General features: G+C 68.5%; 14 protein-coding genes. 5 read left to right on the top strand and 9 right to left on the bottom strand.

The features are described 5' to 3' along the window. Positions 1–462 precede the first annotated feature (462 nt). The gene (locus tag VGP60_RS39565) at positions 463–696 is read right to left on the bottom strand and encodes an antitoxin (RefSeq protein ID WP_327553356.1); all 234 of its coding nucleotides are present in this window, start codon (positions 694–696) and stop codon (positions 463–465) included. Between the two features lie 44 nt (positions 697–740). Further along, positions 741–2,702, bottom strand: coding sequence for an FUSC family protein (locus VGP60_RS39570; protein WP_327553357.1), 1,962 nt, complete (start codon positions 2,700–2,702; stop codon positions 741–743). A gap of 90 nt (positions 2,703–2,792) precedes the next feature. On the opposite strand from VGP60_RS39570, the gene VGP60_RS39575 reads away from it, so the two are divergent. Then, positions 2,793–3,245 carry an SRPBCC family protein gene (locus VGP60_RS39575; RefSeq protein WP_327553358.1) on the top strand — a complete coding sequence of 151 codons (453 nt, stop codon included), beginning with the start codon at positions 2,793–2,795 and terminating at the stop codon, positions 3,243–3,245. Between the two features lie 124 nt (positions 3,246–3,369). Beyond that, positions 3,370–4,143, top strand: coding sequence for a polysaccharide deacetylase family protein (locus tag VGP60_RS39580; RefSeq protein WP_414640476.1), 774 nt, complete (start codon positions 3,370–3,372; stop codon positions 4,141–4,143). Here the strand turns inward: VGP60_RS39580 and VGP60_RS39585 are convergent. The 6 genes from VGP60_RS39585 to VGP60_RS39610 form a co-directional block, all read right to left on the bottom strand. Beyond that, positions 4,140–6,725, bottom strand: a complete 2,586-nt coding sequence (locus VGP60_RS39585) for a CHAT domain-containing tetratricopeptide repeat protein (RefSeq protein ID WP_327553359.1) — start codon at positions 6,723–6,725, stop codon at positions 4,140–4,142. The two genes, VGP60_RS39580 and VGP60_RS39585, sit on opposite strands and share 4 nt — an antisense overlap. 53 nt (positions 6,726–6,778) lie before the next feature. Then, the gene (locus VGP60_RS39590) at positions 6,779–7,258 is read right to left on the bottom strand and encodes a carboxypeptidase regulatory-like domain-containing protein (RefSeq protein WP_327553360.1); all 480 of its coding nucleotides are present in this window, start codon (positions 7,256–7,258) and stop codon (positions 6,779–6,781) included. Then, on the bottom strand, positions 7,255–7,860 hold the full coding sequence (locus tag VGP60_RS39595; RefSeq protein ID WP_327553361.1) for a sigma-70 family RNA polymerase sigma factor: 606 nt from the start codon (positions 7,858–7,860) through the stop codon (positions 7,255–7,257). The genes VGP60_RS39590 and VGP60_RS39595 overlap by 4 nt, the downstream gene beginning before the upstream one ends. A 315-nt stretch (positions 7,861–8,175) precedes the next feature. Further along, positions 8,176–8,298: a hypothetical protein gene (locus tag VGP60_RS39600; RefSeq protein WP_327553362.1), complete on the bottom strand. Its 123-nt coding sequence runs from the start codon at positions 8,296–8,298 to the stop codon at positions 8,176–8,178. 115 nt (positions 8,299–8,413) lie between these two features. After that, entirely contained in the window at positions 8,414–9,133 is a 720-nt protein-coding gene (locus VGP60_RS39605) for an SGNH/GDSL hydrolase family protein (protein ID WP_327553363.1), read from the bottom strand. 9 nt (positions 9,134–9,142) lie between these two features. Beyond that, a complete protein-coding gene (locus VGP60_RS39610; RefSeq protein WP_327553364.1) occupies positions 9,143–9,769 on the bottom strand; it encodes an NAD(P)-binding oxidoreductase in 627 nt (208 codons plus the stop codon). Positions 9,770–9,870: 101 nt separating this feature from the next. On the opposite strand from VGP60_RS39610, the gene VGP60_RS39615 reads away from it, so the two are divergent. Further along, the gene (locus VGP60_RS39615; protein WP_327553365.1) at positions 9,871–10,443 is read left to right on the top strand and encodes a TetR/AcrR family transcriptional regulator; all 573 of its coding nucleotides are present in this window, start codon (positions 9,871–9,873) and stop codon (positions 10,441–10,443) included. On the opposite strand, the gene VGP60_RS39620 is transcribed toward VGP60_RS39615, so the two are convergent. After that, positions 10,440–10,925, bottom strand: coding sequence for a GbsR/MarR family transcriptional regulator (locus VGP60_RS39620; protein ID WP_327553366.1), 486 nt, complete (start codon positions 10,923–10,925; stop codon positions 10,440–10,442). The two genes, VGP60_RS39615 and VGP60_RS39620, sit on opposite strands and share 4 nt — an antisense overlap. Before the next feature lie 95 nt (positions 10,926–11,020). Here VGP60_RS39620 and VGP60_RS39625 point away from each other — a divergent pair, with 95 nt between their 5' ends. Together VGP60_RS39625 and VGP60_RS39630 are read left to right on the top strand one after the other, a co-directional pair. Next, the gene (locus tag VGP60_RS39625) at positions 11,021–11,926 is read left to right on the top strand and encodes an ABC transporter ATP-binding protein (protein WP_327553367.1); all 906 of its coding nucleotides are present in this window, start codon (positions 11,021–11,023) and stop codon (positions 11,924–11,926) included. After that, positions 11,923–13,476 (top strand): ABC transporter permease (locus VGP60_RS39630; protein ID WP_327553368.1); only part of this gene is annotated, 1,554 nt, incomplete at its 3' end. The genes VGP60_RS39625 and VGP60_RS39630, both read left to right, overlap by 4 nt.

The following is a 13,476-nucleotide window of genomic DNA, read 5'->3' on the forward strand; positions in this document are numbered from 1 at the left end:
CAGTGTTAGAACACTGTTACGCACTCACGACCCCCACCACAAAACCCAGGCACGCGGGCCCTTAGTCCGTAAAAGCCAGTCACCACGACTTACGGCCGGCCACGGCCGGAAGTCTTCACCGCGCGCGCTCGCCGAAGGCCAGGTTTGCGGGAGCAGGGCGCCCCCGGCACGATCGCAAGCGACCTGCCCATGCCACGCCCTGGTCACGCAAACCTGATGGCGCGCCTGCCAATAAACACAGGCTTCTAGCCGTGCCTCTGTACGCACCACGCAGCTTTGAGCCGTACAAGCCTGAGGCCAACCACCACCAGCCGTGCCACTGAAAGTGACCACTTCCGGCCGTGCCACTGAAGGTGACCACCATTAGCCCTGCCTCCCGACCCAGCACCCCTCGTGAGTGGCTACGAGGGTTAGAACACTCGTAGCCACTCACGAGCCACCCACCTGGCCGCGCGGACGTGCTTAGGCGGGAGGGGCGGGGGGCGGCTGGGGCGGTGGGGTTTGGTCTGGCTTGCCCTCGAACTTGTCGAGGAACTCCTTGGCCTTCCCGGTGGCCCCGTCGATCTGCGCGTCGTGGCCCGCGAACTTGCCCTTGGCGAAGCCGGCGGCCTTGTCGATGCCGTCGTCGATCTTGTCGCCGTGCTGCTTCAGCGCGTCTTGCGCCTTGTTCTTCAGCGCATCGAAGTCGATACCCATGTGCAATCTCCTCCGTCGGATATCCCCATCAAACAGGACTCCGCTCAGGTCCGCTTGTGGTACTGCAGGAACCTCCGGACCAGCCGCGATGGCGGACGGTCGGCCAGATCCGGGCCGCGGACGGCGTCGAAGGCGGCTTCCAGCTGGTCGACCACGCCGGCCAGCTGCTCGCTGTCGGGCAGCGGCATCGACGCCGGTGAGCGCTCCTCCCGGATCGCGCAGGCAAGTTCACCCAATGCGGCGGTCAGCAGCGCGACGTCGGCCGGATCGGGCTCCGGGGCGCCGTGTTCGACGGTCACGACGACCTCGGTGACGGCGTCGGCCACCCGTTCCAGCCCGGCGATCACCGGCCACCACGCGATCGCTTGCCGTCCGTTCGCCGAGGGCTCCACGACGACCTGCTGGAACGCGGTCCGCAGGTCGGCAAGGGCCCGATAGGCCTTCCGCCGCGCCCGCGACCGTTCCAGCAGGTCCTCGGAAGACACCAACGCCCGCTCGACGTACTTCGCGACGGTGTCCAGCCCGTCCGCGAGCCGCCCGCCGACCTGCGGACGACGACTTCCCGGCCACAGCAGGAACCCGAAGATCAACACGATCGCGCAGCCCAGCACGGTGTCGACCAGCCTGGCCAGCACGACACCCCAGTTCCCGCCGGCCGCGAGGTCCATCTGCAGGATGATCAACGGCGTGACGAACGCGCTGAGGATGGCGTAGTTGCGCACCTTCCCCACCGCCAGCCCACCGGCGAAGATCCCGATCAGCAGCACGAGCACCCAGCCGCTCGTGCCGACGCCGAGCACCGCCGCGCCGATCCCCACGCCGACGACGGTCCCGATCGCGCGAAGCACCGCCCGTCCGAACACCGAGCCGAAGTCCGGCTTCAGCACGATCCCGACGGTCAGGGTGATCCAGTACGACCGTTCCAGCGGCAGCAACAGCCCGACGACCTCGGCGATCGCGACACACAACGTCAGCCGCAGTGCCGCGAACCACGTCAGCGGGCCAGAGGCCAGCGAAGACACCCAAGTACGCAGCCGCGCCCAGAGTGGCTCCGGCTTCTTGCGTTGCCGGTCGTCGCCCTTGCCGATGCGCTCCAGCCCGGCGTAGAGCGCCGCCGTCACGGGTTGGTCCTCGACGTCTTCGGGCGGCTTGGGCGCGGGCGGCAACGGCTGGTTGGCCAGTACCGAAGCCGCGGCGGCCGTCAGATACTCGATGACGTCTTCGGACGCCCGCCTCTTGGCATTGACCATCGCGACCCCGGCTTCGACCGCCGGAGTGGTCGCGGAAAGCAGGTTGAGCAGCTCGCGGTACGCCGCGTCCCGCCCGGAAAGCCAGGATCGCGCGGTCAGCAGCCGGTCGTACGCCGTGCTCATCGCCGTGGTCAGCTGGTGCCGCGCGACCCGCGAAGTGGCTTCGTCGGTGGTCGACAACATCGCCGCGAGCTCGATGTAGACATGTGCGACGGCGTTGCGCTCCGGGCTGGTCGCCCGCACCGTCCAGCTGAGCAGCGCGACGACCAGGCTCCAAGCCGCGCCGACCAGGAACCACCCCATCAGGATCTCGACACGGATCCCGGTCACGTGCTGGCCGGTGCCCAGCGTGCAGAAGACGAACATCTGCAGCCCGGCGACCGACGCGTTGCTCCCCGCGGCGCTGATCAACGCCGAGATCGCCGCCACCAGGATCACCGCCGGAATCGCCGCGGCGGGCTCGCCCCCGGTGAGCAGTCCGACCAGGTATCCGGCGGCCGCGGCCGCTGTCGCCCCGCCGAGCCGCTTCGCGCGATAGTGGTAAGGACCTGCGGATTCCGACAGCACGGCCGGGAGCGCGCCGGTCGAGATCAGCGCGCCGGTGGCGATGTCGCCGAGCGCGAAAGCCACCGCGAGCGGCACCATGAGGGCGAGCACGGCCCGCGCGACCATGTTCCACGGGACGGGTACGGGCTTGCTGCGCAGCAGTTGTCTCAGCCAGTGGGGCGCGGACAAATCCGGACGAGTGGTGCTCACGGGCTCATCTTGTCTCAATCGGCGGAGACTCCATAACCTTCTTGATCGTCACTAGTTATCCAAGTGCCAACAACAGTTCGGGAGATCCAGATGACCGGCAAGACCTTCTCGTTCGAGATCAACCGCACGAGCAGCGCTCCAGCGTCGACGCTGTTCCGTCTGGAGACCGACGGCGGCCGCTGGTCGGAGTGGGCGAAGCCGGTCGTGGTGCAGTCCAGCTGGGACCGTCAGGGCGACCCCGCCCCCGGCGGTGTCGGCGCGATCCGCAAGGTCGGGCTGTGGCCGGTGCTGCTGCGCGAGGAGACCGTCGAGTACGAGCAGGACAAGCGGCACGTCTACAAGTTCGCCGGCCCGCACGAGCCCGCCAAGGACTATCGCGCCGAAGTGATCTTCACGCCGAACGCCGACGGCGGCACGGACATCCGATGGTCCGGCTCGTTCGTCGAGAAGCTGCCCGGAACGGGCGCGGTCACGCTCGCCGTGTTGCGAACGACGATCAAGGTGCTTTCGGCCCAGCTCGTCAAAGCCGCCGAACGAGAGTGACACCGACAGTGGCGATCGACACTATTAGTAACCGGGCGCAACTCACGACCGAGTGAAGACGTCCTCCTTCCGGGTTCAATGAACCTAGGATTTCCTTACGGCACAAGGAGAAGGAGGACATCGCGTGATCAAACGGACAACCCGTTCGAGCATTACTTTGTGCATTCTCGCCGCGTTCACGTTGGCGGCTTGCTCGTCGACACCCTCCGATCCTCCGGCCGTCAGCGCGCCCAACCCGGCGCCCGGAGCGGCTCCCCCACCGGCGTTCACGCCGCCGTATCCCTTCGGTGTCGTCCAGCAGAAGGCCTCGCCTGCCACCGACGGCTCGGTCCCGGTGATCAAGCGGGTCCCCACCGACAAGCCGTACGTCTTCATCACCATGGACGACGGCGCCACGAAGGACCCGGACGCGCTGGACCTGATCAAGGAGTCCGGCGGCCATCCCGTGCTGTTCCTGAACCAGAAGTACGTGAAGGGGCACGAGGCCTACTTCAAGGCGATCCTGGATTCCACCGGCGCCGTGCTCGGCGACCACACCGTGGACCATCCGGACCTGCGCGGCAAGCCGTACGAGTTCCAGCGCAAGGAGATCTGCGACGACGCCGACGACCTGCAGCGCGGGCTCGGGCAGCGGCCGACGCTCTTCCGCCCGCCGTACGGCATCTACGACCCGACCACGCTGAAGGCGGCGGCCGCATGCGGGATGCGTGCGGCGGTGCTGTGGACGGCGGCCGTCAACGACGGGGTCGTGCAATTCCAGGTCGGCGACAAGCTGAGGCCGGGCGACGTCGTGCTGATGCACTTCCGCAAGACGTTCAAAGAGGACTACACCGCGTTCGTCGAGCAGGCCAAGAAGGACGGCCTCACGCCCGTTCCTCTCGCTGATTTTTTGGGCTAACCCGCGCCAAGACACAGGAACGGTCTGCGCAGCGGGTCGACGGCGGTCGCCTCGGCCAGCGCGACCGCCGGGGAGATCCCGACCGCGAGCTGCTGATGCAGATCCGACATCGCCGCGGCGGCCGCGATGTCGCCGACGCGCGAAATCGCCCCGATGACGGTCCGGGAACCGCCCGCCAGCAGCGTCCCCGCGAAACCGAGTGCCTCTTCACCAGGCCGGATATGGCTCATCGCGAGCTCGCACGCGGCCAGCACCACGTTCTCCGGCGGACGCCCGAGCCGCGCGGTCTCGTGCGCGAACAGCGGTCCGTCGACGAGGTCGAGGCGGGAGAACAGCGCGTTCGCGGGTTCGTGCGCGCCGTGTGCCACCAGGTGCGCCATGCCCGCGCCTTCGAGCGCGTCCAGCACCGCGGCACTGGTCGCGTCCGTCCCGTCGACGAGCCGCGCCTCCGGGTACACCGAGCGCAGTTTCCGCACCTCACCGATCGCGCCGGGCACTCCGGGACCGCCCGCGAGCAGCACCGTCCCGACGCTCGCCCGGCCGGACGCGGTGACCCACGACGTCGCCGACGGCGTGATCGACACCGGCCGTCCGCGCAGTGAAGGCAAGGCGCCCCAAGGCAACGCGTACAGCGGGCCGATCGGCACGATCACCAGCTGCCGGTCGCCGATGAGCGAGGCGAGCGGCCTGATCATCAGCCGGTCCAGCGCTTCCGTCCGGCGGCGGGCGGAGCCGATCACGGCTTCGGCGAGCCGCTCGGGCAGGTGATCCGGCGCCAGCGCGTCGAGATCGGCGTGCAGTTGTTTGGCCGCTTCGATCACGTCGGCGACCCGCCCCAGCCGCACGAGCCGGAACGTCCCGTCCCGCACGACCACCGCCGCCAGCGTGTCGCCGACGTCGACGAGACTGATCAACACCTTGTCGCCCAGCCGATCGGCCACTTCCTCGGGCGTGCGCACCGGGCGCGGGCGTCCCCAGCGGCTCGTGTGCCAGCCGAGCCTGCTCGCCTCGTCCTGCAGCCAGGCGTAGCGATGCTCCAAAGTGGACACCGGTTTGCCGGTCAGCCGGTTCTGCTGGATGGACCGCTGCACCTGCCGCATGTCGGTCAGATGGGTTGCCAGCAAAGGATCTTCGATCAGCGGCAGCGGTTCGTAGCGGTACACCTGCGCGCGGGTGCGTTCCAGCCACGCGAACAGGCTGCGCGCGCCACGCTGCGTTCCGGCGCCGTCGACGACGAGCCGCAACGCGAGCCTGCCGAGTTCCTGGCCGTGTACCGCGGTGCCGCACAACAGATCCAGCCCGCCCATCCGGTCCCGGATCCGCCCGAGCTCGGTGAAGCCCGCTCGGGCCTGTGCCAGTGCCGCATGCCGGCGTCCAGTGGCGAGGGCGAGTTCGGCGCGGCAGAGCCGGAGCAGCATCTTGTGGTCGAGCGGTGTGGTCTGCCGGGGTTTCGGGACCTGCGCGAGCAGGCGTGTGGCCGCGTCGGTGTCGCCGCGCCGGAGGTGGATCCGGACAGCGAGCAGGCGCGCCGCGGCGGCTTCGTCGCGAAGCCCGAGGTCAGAAAGACGTACGGCGAGCTCGCTCAGTTTCGCGGGCAAGGACGCCGCCGGACGCCGGTTTCTGTTGCCCAGTACGACATTGGCGTCCGCGCGGAGCTTGGCGAGGGCGGCGATCTCGGCCCAGCGATCGTTGCCGCGCCGCACGAATCGACGTCGTGCGGACTCAGCGGAACGTCGGGCCAGCGCGAAGTCACCTTCCAGGATCGCCGCCGCGGCACGGGCGACTTCCGCCTCGGCGAGGTCCTGGACGACGCCGTTCGTGCGCAGCCCCGGCAAGGCGTCGTCCAGGTGCCGCGCGGCTTCCTCGGCGAGTCCGGCGCCCAGCAACGCCTTGGCCTGGTCCAGTTTGACCAGCGGCAATGAGCCCGGGCTGATCTCGGTGAAGATACGGGCGGCCCGCTCGTAGTGGCGGAGCGCTTCGGGGATGTCGCCGACGAGCTGCGCGTGATCGCCGAGGTTGTGGCGGATCTTGCCTTCCAGCAACGGTTCGCCGTGGAGAACGGAGAGCTCCAGCGCGCGGTTGAGATCGGCGAGCGCGGCCGCGGGATCACTCAGCTGGATGTGCACCCAGGCGCGGTTGAGCAACGGCCGCGTCAACATCGCGCCGCCGTCCGAAATCTCGGCCTCGACACTGGGCAGGATGGCGTTGAACAACGCGAGCGCTTCGTCCAGCCGCCCGGCCCTCGCCAGCACGAGAGACCGCTGCAGGCCGATGGTGAACCGCAGGATGCCGCGCTCAGCGCCGGCGGGCAAGCGCAGCCTGACGTCCTCGGCGGTGTCCAGATGCGCGAGCCCGGCGTCCAGCGAGGTGATCTCCGACTCGGCCGCGGCGAGGCTGATCAGTACCCGGGTCCGGATCTCCAGCCGCTCGGCGCCCCCGCGCTCGACCGGACCAAGACGGCGCAAAGCCGCCTTCAACAGGGTTACCGCGGCAGCCGGGCGCTTGTTCGACGCCGCGCTCTGGGCACGACGATGCAGGGCAGTGGCCGCGTCGACTTCACGACTGCCGGGATGAAGATCCACACGGTTTATGGGAGCACACCTTCAGGTGAACAAGTAACGACCGTACGGGTGTCCTACAAGACGATTGTCGGTGTCACGACGGTTCGCAGGCACGAGACGTCCCCGACGGTGACCACGATCTGCGTGGTGCCACAGGGCACCTCGTCGAGAACGAACCGGCCGCCCTCGTCCGCGGTGGTACACGAAGAACCGTGCTCGGCGACCCGGACCTCGACGCCGTACTCGCCGGCGGGCACGAGCCAGCCGTCGATGCGATGTCGCTGGCCGACCTTCGTCAGGTTGATCATCACCGTCAGGTCGCTGACGGTGAACGTGATCGTGCCCTGGCCGCCGCCCCGGACCCCGGACAGCGCGTCCATCCGTTCCCAGCGAGCCACCTCGACATCCAGGTTTTCCAGCGCGATCGCGAACTGGACCCGCTCGACCAGGTCACCGGGCGGAGGATCGGTTTCATCGAGCATTCGACCGAGATCGGCAAGCAGTACCTGGTCGTCCGAGGAGATACTCCCCGTGGACCCTCCGATGTCGGTCATCGGACTCCCCCTTCACTGGACAGCAAGTCGCGCAACTGGTTGAGGCAGCGACCACGGGTCGGTCCGACGCTCCCGCGCGGCATGCGCAGCGCGTCCGCGACCAGTTGGTATTCGGCCCGTCCGGCGAGAACGGTCATCCGCAGCAGCTCTTGGCAGCGCTGGGGAAGTCGGGTGAAGGCCTGCCAGATCCGGCGATCCCGGTCGGCTCGGATGGCTTCGTCTTCCGGCGCCGGCTGCGTGCTCGGCATCGACTCGGCGAACTCGTCGGTCAACGGCAGCGGCGGGGTCTTGCGTCCGTGCGGGCGCTGCGCCTCGCGGCGGGTGGTGGTGATCAGCCACGCGGCAAGCGCTTTCGGGTCGTGCAGTGATTCCAGGTGGGTGAACAACGCCAGCCAAACGGTCTGGACGACGTCCTCCGCGGTGTGCCTGTCCAGTCCGTTACCGCGAGCGACATGCCAGACCAACGGCGTCAGCTCCGCGACCAGGCGATTCATCGCTAGTCTGTCCCCCGCGCGGGCGGCATGCATGCACGCGGCGTGAAGTTCCGCACCGGTCAATCCCTCCCATGGAGGGTCGACCTCGGCGGTTTCGACATCGGTCACCGTCTCTGCCCCACTTCGCGTAGCTCTTCAAACCGGTGCTGGCAGTATCGCGGGCCTTTCACAGTGAAAGGGGGCGAGGGCTGATCTGAGATACATTTCATCATTTACTTTTAGTAGTAGCAGAACCGGAGGTGCCGGGCGACGCTCGATCTCTCGAGCGCCGCCCGGCGGTCCCCACCCCTATCGAACGGCCCCGCCCCCGCGGCCGCTCGACCCCCTTTATTCGAGGTGCCCCTGTCTCCCGCCCCCTCAGCCGGGCTACAGGGAGGTGATGTCCGCCAGCCCCCTCGGCTGTCGGCTATCACCCGATCTTGGTTACGGATTCGGCGGTGGCGTGTGCGGGTCGGTGTTCCCGTTCGGCCGCACGACCGGCGTTTCCACTTCGGGCGACTCGTCGACGTCGTCCGTCTTGACCTTCTCGTTCGTGTTCGCCGTCATCGCATTTCCTCCCCTTGTTGCTCCATAGGAAGCAGTCAGGAGGGCGCCAGATACATCGGGGCGGATCTTTTTCGAAGATTGATCCAGTCGCTACAGGTGGGAGCCAAGCGACTTCTCAGCGTGATCGTTTCGCGAGGATTTCGGCCAGTTGCCCGCCCCAGACGCGATATCCGGCGGGGCCGGGGTGGAAACCATCGGCGGCGAAGGTGTCTTCGTCGAACAGCGCGACGGGCATCGGCGCGTGGGTCACGCCGGGGAGCGCCGCCAGGGAAGCGGCGGCGGCGTCCAGTGCGGCGGAGCGCAGGCCGAACACGGCGCGCAGTGGCTGGGGCAGCGTCGGGAAGTGACCCATCGGCGGCACGCCGGCGAGGAGCACCGGTACCGGGCCGAGCCGGCGGCGAAGCGCGACGACCAGGCGCAGCAGGTCACGCCGGAACCGCGGGGCCGAGTGCAGTTCGATGGTGTCGTTGACGCCCAGCGCGATCACCACGACGTCGGCGGCTTCGGTGAGGTCGACGAGCTCGTCGTGCACGGCGGCGGCGTTCGCGCCCGTCTTGCCGACGGCCTGCCACGCCACCTCCCGCCCGGTGCGCCGCGCGAGGGCGTGCGCGACGCTGCCGGTCAGGGCTTCTTCATGGGACTCCGCGCCGACACCGTCCACCGTGGACTCGCCGAGCACGAGCAGCCGGAACACCGGCCCGTCGCCCGCCACCGACCCCGTGACGGGCCCGCTCGCGCCGGGAAGCCGCGGGGTGCTCCGGCGGACGTGCAGACCTTGCACGGCCAACACCGGAAGCAAGGCGAGCGTCGCGGCGTTCGCGGCGAGTCGGGACATGGAGTGAGCTTAGCCAGCGATCGAGACGGGGAACCGGCTGAACGTGTCGTCGTCGACGGCCTTGAGCAGGAAGTCGGCGACGTCCGCGCGGGCGACGGTGAAGCCGCGGGGGTTCGCGCCGATCTTGCTGCGCACCGAGCCGGTGAGCTCGCCGTCGGTCAGCCGGGGCGGGCGCACGATGGTCCAGTCGAGGTCGCTGGCGAAGATCAGTTCCTCCATGGCCGCCATGTCCGCCCACGGTTCTCTGAGCACCCGGCCGACCACCGGTTTGACCAGCGTGCGGACGAAGAAGCCGTCGCCTTCCCTGATCATGCCGCTGTTGCTGACGACCAGCAGCCGCCGGGTGCCGGTCCGCGTCATCGCGGCCATGATGCTGCGGGCGCTGTCGCGGGCGACTGTCGACGGCTTGAGATCACGCGCGCCGAGCGAGGTGATCACGGCGTCACGTCCCTTGACGGCGTCGGCGATGGCAGCCGGATCCATGACGTCCGCGGTGACGACGTCGAGCCGCTCGTGCCGGACGTCGAGCCGCGCCGGATCCCGCACGACGGCGGTGACCTGCTGTCCTGCCTCCAGCGCCTGCCGCACCACGTGGCCCCCGATGCCGCCGGTCGCCCCGAAAACGGTGATCTTCATGGGAACTCCTCAGTCTCAAAAGCAGTGGTTAGTGAACACTCACCACTATACTCAGTAAGTACTCACTAACCGTCAAGCTCCCGCTGAGAAAGTACTGAGACATGGGAACGCGCGAAAAAATCCTCGCCGCCGCGGCCGAGATCATGACCGAGCAGGGCTACGCGCGGGCGACCACGAAAGAGATCGCACGGGTCGCCGGCTACTCGGAAGCGACGCTGTACAAGCACTTCCGGGACAAGACCGAGCTCTTCGTCGCCGTCATCGGCGAGGAACTGCCGCAGGTCAGCAGGGCGGGCCTCATCGAGCAGGCCGGGACTGGCACGGTCCGCGACCACCTCATCCGGTTCACCCGGACCGCGCTCGACTTCTACACCGCGAGTTTCCCGATCGCGGTGTCCGTGTTCTCCTCGCGCGAGCTTCTCGAAGCACACCGGACGGCGATGCGGGAGCGCGGCGCCGGGCCGCGGCATCCCGTGGACGGCCTGATCGACTACCTGCGTGCCGAGCAACATCTCGACCGGATCCGCGCCGAAACCGACGTCGAAGCCATGGCTTTCCTGTTGCTCGGCGCGTGTTTCCAGCAGGCTTTCCTGATCAACTTCTCCGGCGAGAAGCCCTCGGACCTCGACGCGCTGTCCGTCGGCCTTGTCCGCACCTTGCTGACGGAGGTTTAGGCCTCCAGCCGGTCCGCGCGCCACCGCTCGATGAGCAGCGGGAGCTCCTTGGCGATGTACAGGAAGAAGTCATGGGTCTCCTGAAGTCGCTTACCCGCCGGGGTTTCCGGGCCCAAGGCGGTCATCCCGCGCTCGATGCTCTCCGCCAGTTGCCGGTAGATCGCGTCCTTGCGCCCGACCGACTCGTACCAGGCGTCGTCGAGGATGCGGTAGTGGTCGACCCGCTCGCCGGGCTCGCGTGCCTTGCTCATCAGGCCGACGTGGATCAGGTACCGGACGGCACCGGAGACCGCGGCGGGGCTCACCTGGAGCGATTCGGCTATCTCGGCGGCCGTCAGACTTCCCTTCTGGGTGGCCAAAACGGCCGAGAAGACGCGGGCGGGCATCCGCTGCAGCCCGGCATTGGTGAACACCAGTGCGAAGTCCTCCACGAAACGGCGTGCGGCCTCGTCGCTGGGCTGAGGTTCGGGCGTCGTCGTCATGTCGATCATCCTCTCTGACCGGTGGATCGGCCATCACCCCATCCATACATTTTTTTAACTTCACAACTTTGTGAAACAAGTGTACCTTCCGATTCATGGATAACGCCATCTCCATCTCCGGCCTCCACAAATCGTTCGGCCGGACCAAGGCCCTCAACGGCCTCGACCTGCAGGTAGCAACCGGTGAGGTCCACGGTTTCCTCGGCCCGAACGGCGCGGGGAAGTCCACCACGGTCCGGGTGCTGCTCGGCCTGCTCCACGCGGACAGCGGCGAAGTCCGCCTCCTCGGCGGCGACCCATGGAAGGACGCGACGAGCCTGCACCGACGGCTCGCGTACGTTCCCGGTGATGTCAACCTCTGGCCCAACCTCTCCGGCGGGGAGGTGATCGACCTTCTGGGGCGGCTGCGGGGCGGGCTCGATCAACGCCGCCGCAAGGAACTCATCGAACGCTTCGACCTCGACCCCAAGAAGAAGGGGCGCACTTACTCCAAGGGTAACCGGCAGAAGGTCGCCATCGTGGCCGCGCTCGCGTCCAATGTGGACGTTCTCATCATGGACGAGCCGACCTCCGGACTGGACCCCTTGATGGAAGCCACCTTCCAGTACGCCATCCAGGAGGAGCGCGAGCAGGGCCGCACCGTGCTGCTGTCCAGCCACATCCTGGCCGAGGTCGAGGCGCTGTGCGACCGCGTCAGCATCATCCGCGACGGCCGGACCGTCGAAACCGGGACGCTGGCCGACATGCGGCACCTGACCCGCACCTCGATCATCGCCGAACTCGCCGGGCCGCCCAACGGCCTCGCGAACTCCGACCTCATCCACGACCTCAAGGTAGAGGGCAACAAGGTCCGTTTCGACGTCGAGACCAGGGCACTCGACGACGTCCTCAAGCAGCTCTCGCAGGTCGGCGTCCGCAGCCTGACGAGCCAGCCGCCGACGCTGGAAGAGCTGTTCCTGCGCCACTACACCGCCGAAACCGCTGAGCCGGTGGCGAAATGACCGCGACTCTCGAACGTCTCGAAGCGCCGGTGACCGGCCCTTCCCACCCGTTCGTCGGCACCTGGCACCTGACGCGGCTGGCGCTGCGGCGGGACAGGATCATCCTGCCGCTCTGGATCGTGATCCTCAGCGTCATCCCGTCCAGCAGCACCAGCACCTACGAAACGATCTACCCCACGGTGGCCGAACGCGCGGGGCTGACCGCGTCGATCGGCGCGAACCCGTCGGTGGCCGTCCTTTATGGACCGGCCTTCGACCTGTCGACGGCCGGTGGTTACGGCGCCTGGCGCCTCGGCGGTTTCATGGCCCTGTTCATCGGCCTGATGGCCGTTTTCACCGTCACCCGGCACACCCGGGCGGAAGAGGACACCGGGCGCGCGGAGCTGCTGGCGTCCGCGGTTCTGGGGCGCTATGCCGCGTTGACCGCGGCGGTACTGGTATCCGGTGGCGCGAGCCTGCTGATCGGCCTGATCAGCGCGGGCGCCCTCGCCGGAGGCGGACTGCCGACAGCGGGCGCGTTCGCCTTCGGCCTGTCGACGGCGTTCGTGGGCCTGGTCTTCACCGCGATCGCCGCCGTCGCCGCCCAGCTCGCCGAATACTCGCGGACGGCCAACGGGATCGGCGCGGCCGCGGTCGGCGTCGCGTTCCTGTTCCGGGCGTTCGGTGACTCGACGGTCGACACCAAGTGGATCTCGTGGCTGTCCCCGATCGGCTGGGCACAGCAGATCCGGCCGTTCGCCGGTGAACGCTGGTGGGTCCTGCTGCTGCCGCTCGCGGCGACGGTCGCCATCGGCGCGGTCGCGTACACCATGTTGCCGCGCCGGGACTTCGGCGTCGGCATCCTGCCGCCGCGACCAGGCCCGGCCGAAGCGGCACCGTCACTGCGCACGCCGCTGGCACTCGCGTGGCGGCTGCACCGCGGGCCGTTGATCGGCTGGACCGTCGGGCTGGCCGTCTGCGGCGCGGTGTTCGGGTCGATCGCGAGCGGCATCGGCGACATCGTCGGGAGCAGCGAGCAGACGCGGCAGATCCTCGAGCGCATGGGCGGCTCGGACGTCATGACGGACACGTTCCTGGCCGCGATGGTCGGCATCTTCGGCATGACGGCCAGCCTCTACGGCGTGCAGGCCGCGCTGCGGATGCGCGGCGAGGAGACCGCGAACCGCGTCGAACCGCTGTTGTCTACCAGCGTCAGCCGGCTGCGGTGGGCGACGAGCCACCTGGTGTTCGCGTTCCTCGGCTCGGCCGTGGTCGTGATGGTGACCGGGGTGGCGATGGGACTGGCCAACGGGATGCGCACGCACGACGTGAGCGGATCCGTCGGGGACATGCTCGTCGCGGCGCTGGTCCAACTGCCCGCGCTGTGGGTGATCGTCGGCGTCTCGGTGGCGTTGTTCGGGGCGGCGCCGAAGGCCGCGGCGGCGGCTTGGGGCGTGGCCGGGGCGGCGCTGCTGATCGCCATGTTCGGGCCGGTGGTCAACGCGCCGCAAGCGGTTCTGGACGTCTCGCCGTTCTCGCACATCCCGAAGCTGCCGGGTCAGGACGTGACC

Source organism: Amycolatopsis sp. (genome assembly GCF_036008905.1).
In the GTDB taxonomy this organism is placed as follows: domain Bacteria; phylum Actinomycetota; class Actinomycetes; order Mycobacteriales; family Pseudonocardiaceae; genus Amycolatopsis.

Bases quoted from the DNA above. Each gene is read 5' to 3' on its own strand.
- VGP60_RS39565 (WP_327553356.1), bottom strand. From the start codon at position 696: ATGGGTATCGACTTCGATGCGCTGAAGAACAAGGCGCAAGACGCGCTG.
- VGP60_RS39575 (WP_327553358.1), top strand. From the start codon at position 2,793: ATGACCGGCAAGACCTTCTCGTTCGAGATCAACCGCACGAGCAGCGCT.
- VGP60_RS39590 (WP_327553360.1), bottom strand. From the start codon at position 7,258: ATGACCGACATCGGAGGGTCCACGGGGAGTATCTCCTCGGACGACCAG.
- VGP60_RS39600 (WP_327553362.1), bottom strand. From the start codon at position 8,298: ATGACGGCGAACACGAACGAGAAGGTCAAGACGGACGACGTCGACGAG.
- VGP60_RS39605 (WP_327553363.1), bottom strand. From the start codon at position 9,133: ATGTCCCGACTCGCCGCGAACGCCGCGACGCTCGCCTTGCTTCCGGTG.
- VGP60_RS39610 (WP_327553364.1), bottom strand. From the start codon at position 9,769: ATGAAGATCACCGTTTTCGGGGCGACCGGCGGCATCGGGGGCCACGTG.
- VGP60_RS39615 (WP_327553365.1), top strand. From the start codon at position 9,871: ATGGGAACGCGCGAAAAAATCCTCGCCGCCGCGGCCGAGATCATGACC.
- VGP60_RS39620 (WP_327553366.1), bottom strand. From the start codon at position 10,925: ATGACGACGACGCCCGAACCTCAGCCCAGCGACGAGGCCGCACGCCGT.
- VGP60_RS39625 (WP_327553367.1), top strand. From the start codon at position 11,021: ATGGATAACGCCATCTCCATCTCCGGCCTCCACAAATCGTTCGGCCGG.